General features: G+C 66.2%; 16 protein-coding genes. 9 read left to right on the top strand and 7 right to left on the bottom strand.

The window, feature by feature from the left end; all coding sequences use genetic code 11:
- Positions 1–92: 92 nt before the first annotated feature.
- Together HBE63_RS16575 and HBE63_RS16570 are read right to left on the bottom strand one after the other, a co-directional pair.
- Positions 93–590: a methylated-DNA--[protein]-cysteine S-methyltransferase gene (locus HBE63_RS16575; protein WP_166905710.1), complete on the bottom strand. Its 498-nt coding sequence runs from the start codon at positions 588–590 to the stop codon at positions 93–95.
- A complete protein-coding gene (locus HBE63_RS16570; RefSeq protein WP_166905709.1) occupies positions 587–2080 on the bottom strand; it encodes a DNA-3-methyladenine glycosylase 2 family protein in 1494 nt (497 codons plus the stop codon). The genes HBE63_RS16575 and HBE63_RS16570 overlap by 4 nt, the downstream gene beginning before the upstream one ends.
- 87 nt (positions 2081–2167) lie before the next feature.
- On the opposite strand from HBE63_RS16570, the gene glsA reads away from it, so the two are divergent.
- Positions 2168–3451, top strand: a complete 1284-nt coding sequence (gene glsA, locus HBE63_RS16565) for a glutaminase A (protein WP_166905708.1) — start codon at positions 2168–2170, stop codon at positions 3449–3451.
- On the opposite strand, the gene HBE63_RS16560 is transcribed toward glsA, so the two are convergent.
- A complete protein-coding gene (locus tag HBE63_RS16560; protein ID WP_166905707.1) occupies positions 3448–5052 on the bottom strand; it encodes an adenylate/guanylate cyclase domain-containing protein in 1605 nt (534 codons plus the stop codon). The two genes, glsA and HBE63_RS16560, sit on opposite strands and share 4 nt — an antisense overlap.
- A gap of 46 nt (positions 5053–5098) precedes the next feature.
- Here HBE63_RS16560 and nucS point away from each other — a divergent pair, with 46 nt between their 5' ends.
- Both nucS and HBE63_RS16550 read left to right on the top strand, forming a co-directional pair.
- Positions 5099–5770 (top strand): endonuclease NucS, encoded by a 672-nt coding sequence (gene nucS, locus HBE63_RS16555; protein ID WP_166905706.1) that lies wholly within the window; start codon positions 5099–5101, stop codon positions 5768–5770.
- Positions 5770–6051 carry a hypothetical protein gene (locus HBE63_RS16550; RefSeq protein WP_166905705.1) on the top strand — a complete coding sequence of 94 codons (282 nt, stop codon included), beginning with the start codon at positions 5770–5772 and terminating at the stop codon, positions 6049–6051. Before nucS ends, HBE63_RS16550 begins: the two co-directional genes overlap by 1 nt.
- A gap of 4 nt (positions 6052–6055) precedes the next feature.
- Here the strand turns inward: HBE63_RS16550 and mce are convergent, their stop codons facing one another.
- Positions 6056–6529 (bottom strand): methylmalonyl-CoA epimerase, encoded by a 474-nt coding sequence (gene mce / locus HBE63_RS16545; protein ID WP_166905704.1) that lies wholly within the window; start codon positions 6527–6529, stop codon positions 6056–6058.
- An 82-nt stretch (positions 6530–6611) separates the two neighbouring features.
- On the opposite strand from mce, the gene HBE63_RS16540 reads away from it, so the two are divergent.
- From HBE63_RS16540 to HBE63_RS16530, 3 genes are read left to right on the top strand one after another with little or no spacing between them, the layout of a single operon-like run.
- Complete coding sequence (locus tag HBE63_RS16540) at positions 6612–7805, top strand: acetyl-CoA C-acetyltransferase (protein WP_166905703.1); 1194 nt, start codon at positions 6612–6614, stop codon at positions 7803–7805.
- A 56-nt stretch (positions 7806–7861) separates the two neighbouring features.
- Positions 7862–8245 (top strand): DUF3817 domain-containing protein, encoded by a 384-nt coding sequence (locus HBE63_RS16535; RefSeq protein ID WP_166905702.1) that lies wholly within the window; start codon positions 7862–7864, stop codon positions 8243–8245.
- 13 nt (positions 8246–8258) lie between these two features.
- On the top strand, positions 8259–9161 hold the full coding sequence (locus HBE63_RS16530) for a tetratricopeptide repeat protein (protein WP_166905701.1): 903 nt from the start codon (positions 8259–8261) through the stop codon (positions 9159–9161).
- 100 nt (positions 9162–9261) lie between these two features.
- Here HBE63_RS16530 and glgB read toward each other — a convergent pair whose 3' ends face one another.
- Both glgB and HBE63_RS16520 read right to left on the bottom strand, forming a co-directional pair.
- Positions 9262–11469 carry a 1,4-alpha-glucan branching protein GlgB gene (gene glgB, locus HBE63_RS16525; protein ID WP_166905700.1) on the bottom strand — a complete coding sequence of 736 codons (2208 nt, stop codon included), beginning with the start codon at positions 11467–11469 and terminating at the stop codon, positions 9262–9264.
- A 7-nt stretch (positions 11470–11476) separates the two neighbouring features.
- Complete coding sequence (locus tag HBE63_RS16520; RefSeq protein ID WP_166905699.1) at positions 11477–13573, bottom strand: alpha-1,4-glucan--maltose-1-phosphate maltosyltransferase; 2097 nt, start codon at positions 13571–13573, stop codon at positions 11477–11479.
- Positions 13574–13773: 200 nt separating this feature from the next.
- Here HBE63_RS16520 and HBE63_RS16515 point away from each other — a divergent pair, with 200 nt between their 5' ends.
- The 3 genes from HBE63_RS16515 to HBE63_RS16505 all read left to right on the top strand — a co-directional run bounded on the left by HBE63_RS16515 (position 13774) and on the right by HBE63_RS16505 (position 18052).
- Entirely contained in the window at positions 13774–16404 is a 2631-nt protein-coding gene (locus tag HBE63_RS16515) for a glycosyltransferase family 1 protein (protein ID WP_166905698.1), read from the top strand.
- 65 nt (positions 16405–16469) lie between these two features.
- Positions 16470–17249: a virginiamycin B lyase gene (locus HBE63_RS16510; RefSeq protein WP_243858743.1), complete on the top strand. Its 780-nt coding sequence runs from the start codon at positions 16470–16472 to the stop codon at positions 17247–17249.
- A gap of 77 nt (positions 17250–17326) precedes the next feature.
- Entirely contained in the window at positions 17327–18052 is a 726-nt protein-coding gene (locus HBE63_RS16505; protein ID WP_166905696.1) for an MspA family porin, read from the top strand.
- A 4-nt stretch (positions 18053–18056) separates the two neighbouring features.
- Here the strand turns inward: HBE63_RS16505 and HBE63_RS16500 are convergent, their stop codons facing one another.
- Positions 18057–19499, bottom strand: a complete 1443-nt coding sequence (locus HBE63_RS16500; RefSeq protein WP_166905695.1) for a neutral zinc metallopeptidase — start codon at positions 19497–19499, stop codon at positions 18057–18059.
- Positions 19500–19518: the final 19 nt, after the last annotated feature.

The following is a 19518-nucleotide window of genomic DNA, read 5'->3' as shown; positions in this document are numbered from 1 at the left end:
TCCCGAGCCCTCCAATTTCGATTGGAGGGCTCGGGCATTTTTGTATGTAGGCAGGTTGTCAATTCCTATTGGGAATTGACAACCTGCCTAATTCAATTGAAAAGAGCCGGCATTGTGCGGCTCTTCTCCAAGTCCAACAAAGCGCGTTTACGGTCCAAGCCGCCGCCGTACCCGGTGAGGCTGCCATTCGCGCCGATCACCCGATGGCACGGCACGATGATGCCGATCGGATTGTGCCCGTTGGCCAGGCCGACCGCGCGGGAGGCGGCAGGTGAGCCGATCTGACGGGCGATCTCGCCGTATGAGCAGGTCTGGCCGTAAGGAATGGCCTGCAGGGCCTCCCACACGCGACGCTGAAACTGCGTCCCCACCATGTCGAGTTCGAGGTCGAATTCGGTCCGGTCACCCGCGAAATAGTCGGTCAGTTGGTCTACCGCTTCGACAAAGGCGGTCTCGTCGCTCTGCCATCCTTCGCGGCTCGGTTCATACGTCTGATCGACCATCCGGAGGTGCATGAGCTTTCCATCCCGGCCGGCCAGTGTGAGGAGCCCGACCGGGCTGTCCATGGTGCGGTAATGCAGTGTCGTCATGACTTCTCCTCGTGATCGTGCGGGGGCCATTCGTTCACCGCGTGGTCCAGTGTGGTCCACAGGTGTTGTGTCGCGTAGGCACGCCATGGACGCCATCGGATGCTGTGCTCCACCAGTCCATTGGTAGGCAAGCCCAAGTGATCGGCCGCGGCGCGCACACCGAGATCGGTGGCGGGGAAAGCATCTGGATCACCGAGGCCGCGCATGGCGATCACCTCCGTGGTCCATGGCCCTATTCCGGGAAGCGCAAGAAGCTGTGCGCGGGCCCGCTCCCAGTCGGATCCTGGATCGAGGATCAGATCCCCATCGGCGATGGCGGCTGCCAGAGCGGTGACGGTCCGCTTCCTGGATGTCGGCATCGCGAGGTGGCCGGGGTCCAGGCCGGTCAGATCGAAGACGTCGGGAAAGACGTGCGTCAGTCCGCCCGATTCGTCGGAGATCGGCGTTCCGTACTGGGCGACGAGGCGACCCACGTGTGTGCCTGCCGCTTTGATCGACACCTGTTGGCCGATCACCACCCGGAGCGCGAGTTCGGCTTCGTCCACGGTGCGGGGGATGCGCTGCCCCGGCGCCTTGGCCACCACCGCGGCGAGCCCGGGATCGGCCTGGAGCGCGTCCACGACCGCCTCAGGGTCGGCGTCGAGGTCCAATAGCCGTCGGCACCGTGCGATGGCGGCAGAGAGGTCACGGAAGTCGTCGAGCACCAACTGGCAGCGGACATGGTCGGGCTGCGGTGTCAGGCCGACCACGCCATGGCCGTGCGGCAGCCTCAGGGTGCGCCGGAATTGTCCGTCGCGCACCTCTTCCAATCCTGTTACTGCACTGGCGGCCAGATGGCCGAACAGCCCTTCGTAGGAGAACGGGGTCCGTACCGGCAGCCGTAGCGACAGCACGCCGGGAGCGGCCGAAACCTCGGTGGCGAATCGGTTCCGGGCGCGTAGCCGGAGCTGGGTGGGCGTCAGGTCGCACACCGTGCGGACGGTGTCGTTGAACTGTCGGATGCTGGCGAAGCCGGCGGCAAACGCCACGTCCGCGAACGGCAATTCGGTGGTTTCGATCAGAACACGAGCGGTCTGGGTGCGCTGGGCCCGGGCCAGTGCCAGGGGATTGGCGCCCAGCTCGGTCTGCATGATGCGTTGTAACTGCCGGCTCGTGTAACCCACCCGAGCCGCCAGTCCCGTCACTCCTTCGCGATCCACGATGCCGTCGGCGATGAGCCGCATGCACCGCGCCACGATGTCGCCGCGCACGTTCCATTCGGGGGAGCCTGGTGAGGCGTCAGGACGGCAGCGTTTGCAGGCGCGGAAGCCGGCTGCCTGGGCGGCCGCGGCGGTCGGATAGAACCGCATGTTCCGGGCAAAAGGTGGGCGCACGGGGCAGCTGGGGCGGCAGTAGATGCCTGTGGTGAGCACGGCGGTGACGAACCAGCCGTCGAACCGTGCGTCCTTGGACTGGACGGCCCGGTAACAGCGGTCGAAATCTTCGTGCATGCGTTCCACGATGACACGGCATCCAGCGCTTCACTAGCGGAAAAACGACATGGTCGTGATAGGCGGCTCGCGGCTAGACTCCGACCTGTGGCCGAGCTGGTGCAGCACTACCTGGACCGGATTCGTGCCGAGCAGCTCGACGCGCGCGACGGCGCCCTGGCAAATTACATCCCCGAGCTCGCCAACGTCGACCCCGAGGGTTTCGGACTCAGCTTGTCTTCCTCGGACGGCTATATCTACGAATCTGGCGATGCTGCAATCGAATTCACCATTCAATCGATTTCGAAGCCGTTCACCTATGCCCTGGCCCTGGACCAGATCGGCCAGGATGCTGTCGACGCCAGGATCGGCGTCGAACCCTCCGGTGAAGCGTTCAACGAAATCAGCGTCGACGACGTCACCAAGACGCCGAAAAACCCGATGATCAACGCGGGTGCGATTGCAGCGGTTTCGCTGATACCCGGAGCGAGCCCCGACGAGCGGTTCGACCGCATCCGCGAGTTCTACTCGGCATGTGCGGGCCGACGGCTCGAGATCGACATGGAGGTGTACGCCTCGGAGAAGGCAACCGGCAACCGGAATCGGGCCATCGCCTACATGTTGGCCAGCTTCGGCGTGCTGGACGGTGATCCGGACGAGGTACTGGACGTGTACTTCCGGCAGTGTTCGGTCAAGGTGACCAGTACCGACCTGGCGCGCATGGCCACCACGTTGGCGCGGGGCGGGCTCAATCCGTTGACCGGCCGGCGGGTGATCGACGGGAAGGTGGTTCGCCGCACTCTCAGTGTGATGGTGACCTGCGGGATGTATGACGCGACCGGCGATTGGGTCAGTGCTGTGGGCATGCCCGCCAAGAGTGGGGTCGGTGGCGGCATCGTGGCGGTGCTGCCCGGCCAACTCGGTATCGGCGTCTACTCGCCACGTCTGGATGCCCGCGGTAACAGTGTGCGCGGCGTACGGGTGTGCCGAAACCTGTCGTCGCAGCTGGGATTGCACTTCCTCAGCGTTACCCGTGAGTCGTCGTCGACGCTGCGGGCGGTGTTCGAGGTGCACCCCGGCATTCGGGTCTACGAGGTCCAGGGGGATCTGTTGTTCGCCGGAGCTGAGCAGGTGCTGCGGACCGCCGAGCGCGACCGCGGTGGGTATGCCGTGGCCGTGCTGGACGTCACCCGGGTCGATGACATCAACGACGCCGCGCGCGGCATGCTGACGGGAATGCGGGCCAGCCTGGCCGCCGCAGGCAAGGAGGCCTACCTCGTCGACCCCGACGGCCGTGTGGTGCCTGCTGGCCGGCGCGACGACTATGACGCGATCGTGTTCCGCACCCTCGACGAGGCAGTCGACGCGGCGCGACAGTGGAGCGCCGGTTAGGCCGGTACGGCCACGCGGGTCGGCTCGCCCAGGCCCCGCAGGGCCACCGATTCGCCGAGCGACCAACGGGCTCTTTCAGTTTCGGACGCGTTGGCGATGGTGTCCGATGAGGCCACCAGGTGTCCGGGCACCTGCTTGGAGAAATCGCACAGCCGCGCGGCCTCGTTGACCGGTCCCCCGATCACGGTGTACTCGAAGCGTTGCTTGGCGCCGACGTTTCCCGCCACCACCTGGCCGGCCGCGACCCCGATGCCTGCCTCGAGCTCCGGCACCTCGATTCGGAGCCGCCGCGCGATCGCCCGAGCGGCTCCCAATGCTTCGTCCTCGGGGTTGGGGAGCGACACCGGGGCACCGAACACCGCCAGTATTGCGTCGCCCTCGAACTTGTTGACCAGCCCGCGGTGATTGTCGACCTCGTCGACGATGACCGCGAAGAACCGGTTGAGCAGATCGACCACCTCGACCGCGGGCCGTGTGGTCACCAGCTTCGTCGAACCGATGACATCGACGAAAATCACTGCGGCGTGGCGTTCCTCGCCGCCGAGCACGGGCTTCTCCTGCTCGGCAAGTGCGGCGACCTCGCGGCCGACATGTCGGCCGAACAGATCGCGGACGCGCTCCCGCTCGCGCAGGCCGTGCACCATGGAGTTGAATCCGCGTTGCAGCTGGCCCAGTTCGGTGCCGTCGAACACCACCAGGTTGGTGTCCAGATCGCCCTTTTCGACGCGGTTGAGGGCGGCGCGCACGACCCGGATCGGGGTTGCGGTCAGATAGGTCAGGATCCACATCAACAGGAAGCCGAAGATCAACGCGAAGGAGCCCAAACCGATGACCGCGTAGGCGAACTGGGTCGGGGTCAGGTTGTTGAGCGTCACCGCGAGCACCGCGGCCAGCATGATGCCCACGATGGGAACCCCCGAGCTCAGTGCCCACACCACCATGGTCCGGCCCATGATGCCCGGGGCCAGCCGGACCGGCGGTGGTCCGGCTTCCAGCGCCTGTGCGGCCACCGGCCGCAGCGCGAACTCGGTGAACAAGTGACAACCGACCGACACCACGATGCCCGGAAAGCTGATGCCCAGCAGGAACTTCGGAATGTAATTGGTGTCGACTAGGCCGTAGAGCGTCGTCAACAGCGCGGTGCCCACACCCCACAGGAACAGCAGCACCCGGGTGAGCCTGAAGGGGGCGAAGAACGTGTTCCGTTGGTCGGCGACAGTAGGTGGGCGTTCTTCGATGGCCCAGCGCACGTTGTCGATCACCCGGGTCGTCGCCCAGAACACCCCGACGATCAACGCCGAGGCCATGTAGATGGGCGCCACGATGAAGGTGATCCAGCGGACCTGAGGATCGAACACATCCGGAGTGGGGAACAACAGCGTGACGATGATCAGCGAGATGGCGATACCGAGGAGGTTCACGAGGATCACGAAGCTCGTGAGGATCACCTGGATGCGTACTCTGCGCCGGCGTTGGCTCTCCGATACCCGGCCCAGCACCCACGATCCGTATTCCGGGGTGATCGGGATCCGGCTGTTCTGGCGGGTGACACCTTCGAGCACTCGGCCCAGCCGTCGTGCCAGCGATTTGTCGGAGTTCATTGTGGCGTCAGCCTAGTTCGTCCGACATGCCCTTAAGGTGGATCGGGTGCGCCTCGTGATTGCCCAGTGCACCGTCGACTATGTCGGGCGGCTGACCGCCCACCTCCCATCGGCCCGCCGGCTGTTGTTGTTCAAGTCCGACGGTTCGATCAGTGTCCATGCCGATGATCGCGCCTACAAGCCGCTGAACTGGATGAGCCCGCCGTGCTGGCTCGTAGAGCAGGACGGCGAGGGAGCACCGGTGTGGGTGGTCGAGAACAAGGCCGGTGAGCAGTTGCGCATCACGGTCGAGGACATCGAGCACGACTCCAGCCACGAGCTCGGTGTCGATCCCGGTCTGGTGAAGGACGGCGTCGAGGCGCACCTGCAGGTGCTGCTGGCCGAGCACGTCGAGCTCCTGGGCGCCGGTTACACGCTGGTGCGCCGTGAGTACCCCACCGCGATCGGCCCGGTCGATCTGATGTGCCGTGACGAGCTGGGCCGTTCGGTGGCCGTGGAGATCAAGCGCCGCGGCGAGATCGACGGGGTGGAACAGCTGACGCGTTACCTCGACCTGCTCAACCGCGACACGGTCCTGGCTCCGGTGGCGGGCGTGTTCGCTGCCCAGCAGATCAAGCCACAGGCCCGAACATTGGCCACGGATCGTGGAATCCGTTGCGTGACTTTGGATTATGACCAGATGCGGGGCATGGACAGCGACGAATACCGGCTGTTCTGATGCGCCGCCGGCGTCGCGAGGACCGGCGGTTCGCACCCCTGCCGCCTACGCGGCGCGTCGAGACAGGCCCAGACGGTTACGACTACGAGGTGCGGGTGGTCACCGCATCACGGGCGGTGAAAGTCTATCGATGCCCCGGATGTGACCAGGAGATCCGCGTGGCTACCGCACACGTGGTGGTGGTGCCGGTCGATGTCGGCGATATCGATGACCGCAGGCACTGGCACACCGCCTGCTGGGCGAACCGGGCCCATCGCAGCCCGACGAGAAAGTGGTCCTGAGCGGTCAGTGCTCGTCGGCGGCGGGTTCCACCAGCTCGATCAGCACACCGCCGGCGTCCTTGGGGTGGACGAAGTTGATGCGAGAGTTCGCCGTGCCCTTACGGGGGGCGTCGTAGAGCAGCCGCACGCCGTTGCTGCGCAGCCGCTCGGACAGGGCATCGATGTCGCTGGTCCGGTAGGCCAACTGCTGCAGGCCCGGGCCGCGGGTGTCGATGAACTTGGCGATCGTCGACTTCTCGTCCAACGGAGCCAGAAGCTGGATCTGGGCACTGCCCTTGGGGGCGCCGCGCACCGAGAGCATCGCCTCGCGGACGCCCTGCTCTTCGTTGATCTCCTCGTGCAGGACGATCATCCCGAGGTTGTCGTGGTACCACTTGGCGGTGGCGTCCAGATCCGCGACCGCGATGCCGACGTGATCGATCGCCGTCACCAGCGCGCTGGCGAGCAGTGGACGGGCATCAACCTGATCGGCGGTCATAACGTAACGGTAACCTTTACCTGAACGTTTGCGTATGTGTGATCGCCCACACAGCTCTTGGACCTGGCATTGGAGGTAGGAAATGACTGCGGAAAATCGCACGTCGGTGATCGTTGCTGGAGCGCGTACTCCGGTCGGCAAGTTGATGGGTTCGCTGAAGGATTTTTCCGGTAGCGACCTGGGTGCGGTCGCCATCCGCGGTGCCCTGGAGAAAGCGAACGTAGACGCTTCGCTGGTCGACTACGTGATCATGGGTCAGGTGCTGACCGCGGGCGCCGGACAGATGCCCGCCCGTCAGTCCGCGGTGGCCGCCGGCATCGGCTGGGACGTGCCCGCGCTGTCCATCAACAAGATGTGCCTGTCGGGCATCGACGCGATCGCACTGGCTGACCAGCTCATCCGGGCCGGTGAGTTCGAGGTCGTCGTCGCCGGTGGCCAGGAGTCGATGAGCCAGGCCCCGCACCTGCTGCCCAAGAGCCGTGAGGGCTACAAGTACGGCGATGCGACGCTGGTCGACCACCTGGCCTACGACGGTCTGCACGACGTGTTCACCGATCAGCCGATGGGCGCGCTCACCGAGCAGCGCAACGATGTCGACAAGTTCACCCGCGCCGAGCAGGACGAGTTTGCCGCCCAGTCGCACCAGAAGGCTGCCGCGTCGTGGAAGGACGGGGTGTACGCCGACGAGGTGGTGCCGGTGTCGATCCCGCAGCGCAAGGGCGATCCGATCGAGTTCGCCGAGGACGAGGGCATCCGGGCCAACACGACCGCTGAATCACTGGGTGGCCTGCGTCCGGCCTTCCGCAAGGACGGCACCATCACGGCCGGCTCGTCGTCGCAGATCTCGGATGGTGCGGCTGCGGTGGTGGTGATGAGCAAGGCCAAGGCGCAGGAGCTGGGCCTGGACTGGCTGTGTGAGATCGGTGCTCACGGTGTGGTGGCCGGTCCGGACTCCACACTGCAGAGCCAGCCGGCCAATGCGATCAAGAAGGCTGTCGAGCGTGAGGGCATCAGCGTCGACCAACTCGACGTGCTTGAGATCAACGAGGCGTTCGCTGCGGTGTCGCTGGCCTCGACGAAGGAACTGGGCGTCGACCCGGCGAAGGTGAACGTCAACGGCGGCGCGATCGCCATCGGCCACCCAATCGGGATGTCCGGCGCCCGCATCACGCTGCATGCGGCGCTGGAACTGGCCCGTAAGGGGTCCGGCTACGCGGTTGCCGCGCTCTGTGGTGCCGGTGGCCAGGGTGATGCGCTGATCCTGCGTCGCCCGTAGCTAACCGGCGACTCAAAAACGACAGGGTGTAGTAGCTGGCGTTCCGCTCCGGCACAATGGCGGCCATGACACGCTCCTTCGACCTGCGCACGATTGCCGGCTGGTTCCGGCTCATCGCCCTCGCCGAGGCGGTGAGCTGGGCCGGTCTGCTGGTCGGCATGTACTTCAAGTACCTGGGCAGCCCGCGCACCGAGATCGGTGTGAAGGTGTTCGGCCCGATCCACGGTGGCGTTTTCGTCGCCTTCGTGGTGGCCGCCGTGTTGGTCGGGATCGCCCACAAGTGGGGCGTGGGCACCTGGATTCTGGCGTTGCTGGCCAGCATCGTGCCATTGGGCAGTGTGATCTTCGTCATGTGGGCTGATCGCACTGTCCGCCTCGCGCCGGTGGACGGTTCGGCGCTGGTGTCGCAACCGGCCGGCGCGGTGCCCGAATCAACGTGACAGACTTGGTGGCGTGACTCGTCCACGACCTTCTGTCGGCCCGGCCTTGGCCGGCGCGGTTGACCTCTCGGCACTCAAGCAGCGGCCCGCGGCGGCCGGTGGCAGCCCCAGCGCGGCCGGCGGCCCGAATGTCACGGAGGTCAACGAAGCCAACTTCGAAGCCGAGGTGTTGGTCCGCTCGGGCCAGATACCAGTGGTGGTGCTGCTGTGGTCGCCGCGTAGCGATTCCAGTGCCGTCCTGGGGGACGCCTTGGCGGGTCTGGCTACCGCCGACAACGGCAAGTGGTCCCTGGCGCTGGTCAACGTCGACACCACCCCGCGGGTGGCGCAGATGTTCGGCATCCAGGGCGTGCCCACCGTCGTTGCGCTGGCCGGCGGCCAGCCGATCGCCAGCTTCCAGGGCTCGCAACCGGCAGACGAACTCCGTCGCTGGGTCGACTCGCTGCTCGAGGCGACCGCGGGCAAGCTGCCCGGATCCGCTGAAGGTGACGATGAGCCGGAGCAGGTCGATCCCGAGTTGGCTGCGGCCAGGGCTCACCTGGACGACGGCGACTTCGACGCCGCAGCAGCTGCCTACCAGGCGATTCTCGATGCCCAACCCAATCATTCCGAGGCCAAGGGCGCGGTCCGACAAATCGCGTTCCTGCAGCGGGCGAGCGCGCAGCGCCCCGATGCGGTGGCCGCTGCCGACGCCGCTCCTGACGACATCGAGGCGGCATTCGCCGCTGCTGACGCCGAGCTGCTGGCTCAAAACGTGCCGGCGGCCTTCGATCGGCTGATCGCATTGATCAAGCGCACGGCGGGCGACGACCGGACCGCGGTGCGCACTCGGCTCATCGAGTTGTTCGACCTGTTCGACCCGGCCGATCCCGAGGTCGTCGCGGGCCGTCGAAACCTGGCCAACGCGCTGTACTGATTTCTTTCGCCGAGCAGTCCCCCGCAAGCGGGAGGGGCCCCCAGTAAAACTGCCCCTTTTCGAGCGAAAAGAAGCAGTTTTACGTCTGCTCGCGGGCAAACTAGGCGGGCTCGAACCACAGCATCGCCAGCGGCGGCAGCACCATCACCGCCGAGGCCGGGCGGCCGTGCCACGGTTCGTCAGTGGCCTGCACCGCACCGAAGTTCCCGATACCCGACCCGTTGTAGATCGTCGCGTCGGTGTTGAGCACCTCCTGCCAGTCGCCGGCATGCGGCAGACCCAGCCGGTACTCGCTGTGCTCACTGCCGGCGAAGTTGACCACGCAGGCCAGCACCGAACCGTCGGCACCGAACCGCAGGAAGCTCAGCACGTTGTTGGCCGAGTCGTTCGCATCGATCCACGAGTAGCCCTCGGGGCTGGTGTCGCGGCTCCACAACGCCGGGTGCCGGCGGTAGATCCCGTTGAGATCGCGCACCAACCGTTGCACGCCGCCGGAGAAGCCCTGCTCGTCGAGCTGGAACCAGTCCAGCCCGCGTTCCTCTGACCATTCGGCCCGCTGTCCGAATTCCTGCCCCATGAACAGCAGTTGCTTACCCGGGTGGGCCCACTGATAGGCCAGCAGGCTGCGCAAGCCGGCGGCCTTGGCGTGATCGTCGCCGGGCATCCGGCCCCACAGCGTGCCCTTGCCGTGCACGACCTCGTCGTGGCTGATCGGCAGCACGTAGTTCTCACTGAAGGCGTACAGCATCGAGAACGTCATCTCGTGATGGTGATAGCTGCGGTGCACCGGATCATGGCTGACGTAGTCCAGCGTGTCGTTCATCCAGCCCATGTTCCACTTCATCGAGAAACCAAGGCCGCCAAGGTTGGTCGGGCGGGTGACACCGGGCCAGGAGGTCGACTCCTCGGCGATGGTGACGATTCCCGGAGTCACCTTGTGCACGGTGGCGTTCATCTCCTGCAGGAACTGCACCGCTTCCAGGTTCTCCCGGCCACCGAGGATGTTCGGCGTCCAGCCGCCCTCTGGGCGGGAGTAGTCGAGGTAGAGCATCGAGGCGACCGCGTCCACGCGCAGGCCGTCGACGTGGTACTCCTGCAGCCAGTACAACGCGTTGGCGACCAGGAAGTTGCGCACCTCGGGCCGGCCGAAGTCGAAAACGTAAGTGCCCCAGTCAAGCTGCTCGCCACGGCGCGGGTCGGAATGCTCGTAGAGCGGGGTGCCGTCAAAGCGCCCAAGGGCCCAGGCGTCTTTGGGGAAATGGGCCGGCACCCAGTCGACGATCACCCCGATCCCGGCGCGGTGCAGTGAATCCACCAGGTACCGGAAGTCGTCAGGGCTTCCCAACCGGGAGGTCGGGGCGTAGTAGGACGTGACCTGATAGCCCCACGATCCGCCGAACGGATGCTCCGCCACCGGGAGCAGTTCGACGTGGGTGAAACCCTGTTCCACAACGTATTCGGTGAGCTCGGTGGCGAGCTGCCGGTAACTGAGCCCGGGACGCCAGGACATCAGGTGCACCTCGTAGGTGCTCATCGGTTCGAATACCGGATTCTGTGCCGCGCGCCGGGTCATCCACTTGCCGTCGGACCAGGTGTAGGAGCTGGCGGTGACCCGGGATGCGGTTTGCGGCGGCACCTCGGTAGCGAACGCCATCGGGTCGGCACGGTCTGCGGTGACGCCGCCCGCGCCGTGGATTCGGAACTTGTACAGGCCGTCGGGCGGAAACCCGGGCCAGAACAATTCCCAGACGCCTGACGAGCCCAGCGCCCGCATCTGCGCCTCGTTACCGTCCCAGTGATTGAAGTCACCGATCACGCTGATGCCCTTGGCATTCGGTGCCCACACTGCGAACGACACGCCTTCGACGACCCCGTCGGGGGTGGTGAAGCTGCGCCGATGTGCGCCCAGGATCTCCCACAGGCGTTCGTGGCGGCCCTCGGCGAACAGGTGCAGGTCGAGTTCGCCGAGCGTGGGCAGGAAGCGGTAGGCATCGGCGGTGGTGTGGGTGAAGATCGATTCGTCGGCGCCCGGATAGCCGATCTCCAGCCGGTAGTCGGCCAGTTTGGTGAACGGAACGGACACCGCGAAAAGCCCGGAGTCGATGTGCTGCAAGGGGAATCGGTCACCGCCGATCACCGCGACGACCTTGGAGGCGTGTGGCCGGAAGGCCCGGATCACGGTGCGGCCGCTGTATTCGTGGGCGCCGAGCACCGAATGCGGATCGTGGTGCTGCCCGATGAGCAGCCGCTGGATGTCCGATGGGTCGGGCCGCAGATGCCTGTCGGCGAGGTGGTTACTTCTAGTCATCGTGTTCTCATTCCCTGCGTAGCAAGCCCAGTCGTTGCTCATAGGGTACGAGCGGCATGTTCAGCACATGCGCCACCGCCTTGGCGGGATCGATGCGAACGTAATTCGACTGTCCCCACTGGTATTCCTCGCCGGTGATCTCATCGCGTACCCAGAACCGGTCATGCGATTCCATACCCAGTGCCTCCATGTTCAACCACAACATGGCTTCTTCCGGGCCGAACGCGTTGAGCGTGACCACCACGAGCACGGTGTCTCCGGTGATCGGGTCGAACTTGCTGTAGGCGAGTAGTGCGTCGTTGTCGACGTGGTGGAAGGTGAGAGTACGGAGCTGGCGCAGGGCCGGGTGCAGGCGCCGGATCTCGTTGAGGCGGGACACGAACGGTTCGAGCGAACGGCCTTCGGCTATCGCCGCCGCGAAGTCACGCGGACGCAGCTCGTATTTCTCGGAGTCCAGATACTCCTCGCTGCCCTCTCGGACGGCTCGGTGCTCGAACAGTTCGAAACCCGAATACATGCCCCACGACGGGCTCATGGTCGCGGCCAGCACCGCGCGGATCGCGAACATGCCGGGACCACCGTGTTGCAGCGACTCGTGCAGGATATCGGGGGTGTTGACCCACAGACTGGGCCGTGCGCTGTCGGCGTTGGCGGTGATCTCGTTGCCGAATTCGGTGAGTTCCCACTTGTTGGTGCGCCAGGTGAAATACGTGTAGGACTGGGTGAAACCGCGTTTGGCCAACCCGTAGAGCCGGGCCGGCCGGGTGAACGCCTCGGACAGGAACAGGACGTCCGGATCTTCGTTCTTCACCTCGGAAATCAGCCAGACCCAGAAGTTCGGCGGTTTGGTGTGCGGATTGTCCACACGAAAGACCTTGACGCCGTGCGAGATCCAGAAGCGTACGACCCGTAGTACCTCGTGGTACAGCCCGGCGGGATCGTTGTCGAAGTTGAGCGGGTAGATGTCCTGGTACTTCTTGGGCGGGTTCTCCGCGTAGGCGATGGTGCCGTCGGGCAGCACCGTGAACCACTCCGGATGCGTTGCGGCCCATGGATGATCAGGCGCGCACTGCAGCGCAAGATCGAGTGCCACCTCGACGCCCTGCTTCCGGGCGGCGGCCACGAAGGCGTCGAAGTCGTCGATCGTGCCGAGTGCGGGATGCACCGCATCGTGGCCGCCCTCGTCGCTGCCGATGGCCCACGGCGACCCGACGTCGTCCGGCGCGGCGGTGACCGCGTTGTTGGGTCCCTTGCGATGCACCTTGCCGATCGGATGGATGGGCGGCAGATAGACGATGTTGAAACCCATGCGGGCGATCCGGGGGAGCTGCTCGGCGGCCGTGGCAAACGTCCCGTGTACCGGATGCCCGGCCTTGTCCCAGCCGCCGGTGGACCGCGGGAACATTTCGTACCACGAGGAGAACCGGGCCAGCGGCCGATCCACCCAGACACCGTATTGCTCACCGCGCGTGACCAACTCGCGTAGCGGGTACTGCTCGAGCAGCTCGGTGACCTCTTCGGACAGGGCGACCCCGGCGCGCCGGAACGGGTCCCCGGGGGTGCGCAGTGCCGCGGCGGCCTCGATCAGCGGATCGCGCAGTTTGCGGGGCACCCCGGCGGCGGCACGCTCGAGCAGGCGCGCCCCGACCAGAAGGTCGTTGGACAACTCGGCCTCGCTCTGACCGGCGCCGAGCTTGGCTTCGACCGAATGCCTCCAGGTGGCCAGCGGATCGCCCCAGCCGTCGACCCGGTAGGTCCACAGGCCGACGGTGTCGGGCGTGAACTGGCCGTGGAAGACATCGGGGGTGTGTCCGGTGGACATGGGCAGGGCCTGCGGCTTTATGCGTTGTGGCTGGCGCACCGCAGGGTTGGCCGGCAATACGGTGTCGATCGACATCGGTACTGGCGCGGTGCCGGGTCCGGTGGCCAGCCGCGGGTATTCGGTACCGAGATACCGCACCACCAGGGTGGCCGCGACCGCGTCATGGCCCTCGCGCCAGACGGTGGCTTTTACCGGCACCACCTCGCCGACGACGGCTTTTGCCGGGAACTGTCCGCCGAAGATCACAGGCGCGACATCGTCGATTCCGATACGACCGGCCACCCATCCACTCCTCACGTCGTCTCGATCAAGCGGCTGTCTCTCGTTCGCTCACCTTGTCGCGTCTGATACCCACCGTAGTGGGCTGCCCAATCTCGCGGGCGTTAAGCGCGGCGCGACCGCCGCTTGTAGGGGGATAACACCGTCCGTGCGGGTATCGCTCATCGCTGCACGAAACGGAATTGTCAGTAAGGTTGGGTCGCGTGAAAGCCCTCAGAAGGTTCACCGTCCGCGCGCACCTTCCCGAGCGGTTGGCGGCGCTGGAACGGCTGTCGATCAACCTGCGCTGGTCGTGGCACAAGCCCACCCAGGATCTGTTTGCTGTGCTCGATTCCGAGCTGTGGCAGCAGACCAACGGTGACCCGGTCGCGTTGTTGGGGGCGGTCAGTCCGCAACGGCTCGACGAGCTGGCCGGCGACGAATCGTTTCTGGGCCGGCTCGACGAGCTGGCCGCGGATCTGGACGACTATCTGAGCCGTCCGTTGTGGTACCAGCAGCAGGACGGAAGCGGCGAGATGGAGGCGCCCCTACCAAAGGGCATCGCGTACTTCTCGATGGAGTTCGGTGTCGCCGAGGTGCTGCCCAACTATTCGGGCGGTCTGGGCATCCTGGCCGGAGACCATCTGAAATCCGCGTCGGATCTGGGACTGCCATTGATCGCGGTGGGCCTGTACTACCGCTCGGGTTACTTCCGGCAGTCCCTGACCGCCGACGGGTGGCAGCACGAGACCTACCCGTCGCTGGACCCGCAGGGGCTGCCGTTGCGCCTGCTCACTGACGCGTCCGGAGCGCCGGTACTGGTCGAGTTGGCGTTGCCGGACGCCCGTGAACTGCGGGCCCGGGTCTGGGTAGCCCAGGTGGGCCGGGTGCCGCTGCTCCTGCTCGATTCCGATGTTCCGGAGAACGAGCACGACCTGCGCGGGGTCACCGACCGGCTCTACGGCGGCGACCAAGAACACCGGATCAAGCAGGAGATCCTGGCGGGCATCGGCGGAGTCCGGGCGATCCGCGCGTTCTCCGAGATCGAAAACCTTCCTGCCCCTGAGGTTTTCCACATGAACGAGGGTCACGCCGGCTTCCTCGGCGTGGAACGTATCCGCGAGCTGGTCGCGGCGGGGCTGGGTTTTGACACCGCATTGACCGTGGTGCGTTCCTCGACGGTGTTCACCACCCACACCCCCGTGCCCGCCGGGATCGACCGGTTCCCGGTCGAGATGATCAGGCGCTACTTCGGCAGCCCAGCCGATGAGCGCTCGCGCGAAGAGCATCAATGGAGCGGACCGCCCGACAGTCGCCTTCTGCCCGGGGTTCCGCTGGAGCGGGTTGTCGCCTTCGGTGCCGAGGACGATCCGTCGAAGTTCAACATGGCGCACATGGGTCTGCGGCTGGCGCAGCGGGCCAACGGGGTGTCGCTGTTGCACGGTCGGGTCAGCCGGGGCATGTTCAACGAGCTGTGGCCGGGATTCGACCAGGCCGAGGTGCCGATCGGCTCGATCACCAACGGTGTGCATGCCCCGACCTGGGCGGCGCCGCAGTGGTTGGCGCTGGGCCGCGAGCTGATCGGTTCCGAGGCCGCGGAGCCGGCGGTGTGGGAACGCCTGCAGGAAGTCGACCCGGGCCACATGTGGTCGATCCGATCGCAGTTGCGCGAGACGCTGATCGCCGACGTGCGCGCCCGGTTACGACGTTCCTGGCTGGAGCGCGGTGCGTCCGAAGCTGAACTGGGCTGGATTGCAACGGCTTTCGATCCTTCGGTGCTGACAGTCGGATTCGCCCGGCGGGTGCCAACCTACAAGCGGTTGACGCTGATGCTGCGCGACCCGGAGCGGCTGGAGAAATTGCTGCTCGACGAGTTGCGGCCGGTGCAGCTGATCGTGGCCGGCAAGTCGCATCCGGCCGACGACGGTGGCAAGGCGCTGATCCAACAGATCGTGCGGTTCGCCGACCGCCCGGAGGTACGCCATCGCATCGCGTTCCTGCCTGATTACGACATGTCGATGGCCCGGTTGTTGTACTGGGGCTGCGACGTGTGGCTCAACAATCCGTTGCGGCCCTTGGAGGCGTGCGGCACGTCGGGAATGAAGAGCGCACTCAACGGCGGGTTGAATCTGTCCATCAGGGACGGCTGGTGGGACGAGTGGTACGACGGCGAGAACGGATGGGAGATCCCGACCGCCGACGGGGTGGACGACGAGGGCCGCCGCGACGATCTGGAGGCCGCCGCCCTGTACGACCTGCTCGAGCTTGCGGTCACGCCCAAGTTCTACGAGCGCGACGACGAGGGCGTCCCGACCCGCTGGGTCGAGATGGTGCGCCACACGCTGCAGGTTTTGGGTCCGAAGGTGCTGGCCTCACGCATGGTGCGGGACTACACCGAGAAGTACTACGTGCCGGCGGCCCTGTCGCTGCGCGCGACCGTCGAGGCCACCTCGGGTGAGCCGTTCGGCGCGGCCCGGGAACTGGCCGAGTACCGGCGTCGTGCAGAGGATGCGTGGCCGAAGATCCAGATCACCGATGTGGACAGCTACGGTCTGCCCGACACCCCGTTGTTGGGATCACAGCTCACACTCACCGCCACTGTGCAGCTGGCCGGCCTGCGGCCCGACGAGGTCACGGTGCAGGCGGTGCTGGGGCGGGTTGACGCCGGCGATGTGATCGTGAATCCGGTGACCGTGCCGATGACGCACACCGCGTCTGCCGACGACGGGACCGAGGTGTTCTCCACCAGCACGCCGTTGCCGGTGGCCGGCCCGGTGGGTTACACCGTCCGGGTGTTGCCGCACCATCGGCTGTTGACCGCCGACAACGAGCTGGGCCTGGTGGCACTGGCTTGAGTAACGCGCTCAAAGTTCGGCTCGACGGCGGACCGTACGCGCTGGCAGCCGGAAGCGACGGCGCGATGTGGGTGACCCTGGTGCACAGTGGCGCCGTCGCCCGGGTCTCGGCCGCCGGCGAGGTGACCACATACCCGGTCGGAGAGTGCGCGCGTCCGTCGATCATCGCGGCAGGACCGGACGGAGCCCTGTGGTTCACCCGCTCCGGCGACGATCGCATCGGTCGGATCACCACGGCCGGCGAGTTGAGTTCGTTCGAATTGCCCGAGGGCAGTTCGCCGTTCGGCATCACCGCGGGACCCGACGGCGCCATGTGGTTCACCACGATGGCGTCGGGCGAGATCGGCCGGATCAACACCGATGGTGAGATCAGCACCGCGGCCACGGTCGGCGGAATGCCGTCGATGATCACCAAGGGGCCCGACGATGCGTTGTGGTTCACGCTCAACGAGACCGGCTCGGTGGGCCGGCTGACCGCCGACGGAGCCCTCTCGGTGCGCGAATTACCCACTGCCGCAGCAGGTCCGGTCGGCATCGCGGCCACCCATGACGACGCCGTGTGGTTCACCGAGATCCGCGCGGACAAGGTGGGCAGGATCCCGGTCCGCGACGCGATCCAGGAGTTGGACCTGCCGGGCAAACCGCACGCGGTGGTTGCCGACCCGACCGACGGAGTGTGGGTCAGTCTGTGGGGCGCCGACCAGATCGCGCGGATCAGCGGCGACGGCGAGGTGGTGACCATCGACCTGCCGTCCGGCAGTGAACCGCACGGGTTGGCGATCGGTCCTGACGGCGCCTGCTGGGTGGCGCTCGAGTGTGGATTCGTCCTGAAAATGCCCACCTGAGTGCCGGTCTGCTGCAACGGTCCGGTAAGTACATAGGCAGTCTTGTTCCCGCGGGGGACTGCAACGAGAGGCCGCCTGTGTTGATTCGCTCGTTGGGACTGCTCACCGCCGTGTCTGTGGCCTGCGCGGCGTCGGTCGCACAGGCCTGGGCCGATCCCGTCGTCGCTCCCGTGGTCGAGGTCGTCGCCGATGTGGTGCCCGCACCGGGTGAACCGGCCGCCGCCGACCTGGTCGAGTCGACCCCGCCGGCCCACCTCAAGACCCCGGACGGCTGGAACCTGACGGCGTCGGCCTCCGACGAGACGCAGGCCGTGGTGCCACCGCTGACCACAGCGATTTCGTCCCGCGAATACGTCGTCGGCGGAACCTACCGCGGAGCCATGGCCGGACCCGGCGGTGACGAGCCGCAGGGCAAGCTGGAGGCCGGCTACCAGATTGGCTGCGGCATCGACATGAGCACGTCCAACGGTGTGTCGTTGAGCGGCACCGCCGGCATCAACAGCTCCATCGGGATTCTCGGCACCGATATGGTCTCGCCCTGGCCCGAGGGCATCCTGCCGGGGGTCGGCGCGAACATCGGCGGCGGCATCACGATCGGTCTCAAACCCGGGATCATCAACCTCATCCCGGTGGCCAAGAAGGAGTTCAAGGGCACCGAACCGTGGGTGATGATCAGCAACTTCCGGGTGAAGATCGACGGCTGTGTGGGGCAGTCGTTCATCCGGTCCTATGCGGTGCTGACCCGCTCCACCGACGAATCCGAGGCGGTACTCGCCTGGTACGGCACCACGAAGGTGGTCTGAGCGGTCACGCGAAGCGCTTGAGGCAGCGTTCCTCGTCGCCGAGAATGCCGACCCGGAACGCATCGATGCGAGCGAAGCCCGAGGGCACCGACTCTCCGTTGACATCGCTGGCCGCCAACCCGTTGGTGAGGATGCCCGACACCGCCTCGTCGACGTCACCAGCGGTCAGCAGAATCGTGTCACCGTTGGGTACGGTCACCGGCTTGATCATCTTCGCCGTCGCCACCCCGGTGAGGCAGGCGGTGCGCAGCGCGGCCTCGGCGTTGTCCAGCACCAGGCCGCGGGCGTGCTGCAGCGCCACCATGTAGCGCGAGATCAGTACCGAAAATGCGGTGTTGTCGCCGCCGGCCAGACCGCTGCCGCCGACATCCTCAAGCGGTTCGGCCAGCAACTGCAGCTCGGCCAGGTCGATCACGATGGTGTTGGTGTCAGGGCAGTAGGAAACCGGGGGGCTGGGTCGTGCGCTCGGACAGTCCACCGCGGAGTCGGACCGGAAATTGAGCTGCGGTGGCCTGGCTGGTTTGAAAAGGATGTTGAGCGCGTCGACCATCGAGCGGACCCAGGGTTCGGTGATGTCCAGATCGCCGCTCTGGTCCTCGGCCAGCAGCACCGGAAGTTCGCCGCGGCGCTGATTGATCTCCTTGACGTCGATCGCGGCACACGCCGCCGGACCGTCGGTGAAGCCGAACTGAAAAGCCGACACCCGCTCGAACGCCGACCCGTGCTCGTCGATCCCGCGCTGGGCCTCGGACTCCGTGAGCAGAGGATCCCGGAACGCGATCACCGCGGCCAGCAGGTTGTTGAGTCCGTCGGCGGTGCTGAGGGTGAAGCGTGGGGAATCGCCTTGGGCCACCCATCGCATGTAGGTTCCAGCCAGGCAGTCTGCCTGCTGCTCGGCGACCAAAGTGGGCGTCTTGCGGTTGACCAACCCGGCCTGCTGCTGGATCGCGTGGCCGTACTCGTGCGCGAGCACCATGACGGCGCCCATGTCGCCGTTCTGCCGGCGGAGGCCGGGTATCAGCACACCCCGGTCCCAGCCGATGGTCCGGTCGGGCTTGCAGAACGCGGCATTGACCAGTCCGTATGTCTCCATTCCGCAGAATCGGCCGTCGAAACCCTCGGCGTCCCAGGAGATTAGCGAGCGGACCGGTTGGAACTCGCCGTCGAAAGCCTCGGAGTAGGCCTCCGACCAGAACTCCTCGAGGTCACTGACGGCGCTGGCGGCGAGATTGTCGCTCTTGCCGCCGTCAGTGTTCTTGACCGTGCGCGAGGGCTCCTCGGCATCGGGACGCAAACCGCTGGAACCGTCGGTGGCGGGCATGCCGGCAACCGAGAAGGGATCGCTGAACACCGACACCGGCGCGCCGCCGACCAGAGATGAGCAGGCGGCCAGCGGCAACACGGTGCATACCGCAAAAGCGATGCCGAGCAGGGTGCGTCGGCTCATGTTGCCGCCTTCCGGTGCA

This window comes from Mycobacterium sp. DL440 (assembly GCF_011745145.1).
In the GTDB taxonomy this organism is placed as follows: domain Bacteria; phylum Actinomycetota; class Actinomycetes; order Mycobacteriales; family Mycobacteriaceae; genus Mycobacterium.
The sequence above is the reverse complement of the archived record's forward strand: the minus strand, read 5'-3'. Positions and strand labels throughout refer to the sequence as shown.

Excerpts from the sequence above, each read along its gene's own strand:
- HBE63_RS16575 (WP_166905710.1), bottom strand. The coding sequence starts at position 590 with ATGACGACACTGCATTACCGCACCATGGACAGCCCGGTCGGGCTCCTC.
- HBE63_RS16570 (WP_166905709.1), bottom strand. The coding sequence starts at position 2,080 with ATGCACGAAGATTTCGACCGCTGTTACCGGGCCGTCCAGTCCAAGGAC.
- HBE63_RS16560 (WP_166905707.1), bottom strand. The coding sequence starts at position 5,052 with ATGAACTCCGACAAATCGCTGGCACGACGGCTGGGCCGAGTGCTCGAA.
- HBE63_RS16550 (WP_166905705.1), top strand. The coding sequence starts at position 5,770 with ATGCGCCGCCGGCGTCGCGAGGACCGGCGGTTCGCACCCCTGCCGCCT.
- mce (WP_166905704.1), bottom strand. The coding sequence starts at position 6,529 with ATGACCGCCGATCAGGTTGATGCCCGTCCACTGCTCGCCAGCGCGCTG.
- HBE63_RS16540 (WP_166905703.1), top strand. The coding sequence starts at position 6,612 with ATGACTGCGGAAAATCGCACGTCGGTGATCGTTGCTGGAGCGCGTACT.
- HBE63_RS16535 (WP_166905702.1), top strand. The coding sequence starts at position 7,862 with ATGGCGGCCATGACACGCTCCTTCGACCTGCGCACGATTGCCGGCTGG.
- glgB (WP_166905700.1), bottom strand. The coding sequence starts at position 11,469 with ATGACTAGAAGTAACCACCTCGCCGACAGGCATCTGCGGCCCGACCCA.
- HBE63_RS16510 (WP_243858743.1), top strand. The coding sequence starts at position 16,470 with ATGTGGGTGACCCTGGTGCACAGTGGCGCCGTCGCCCGGGTCTCGGCC.
- HBE63_RS16500 (WP_166905695.1), bottom strand. The coding sequence starts at position 19,499 with ATGAGCCGACGCACCCTGCTCGGCATCGCTTTTGCGGTATGCACCGTG.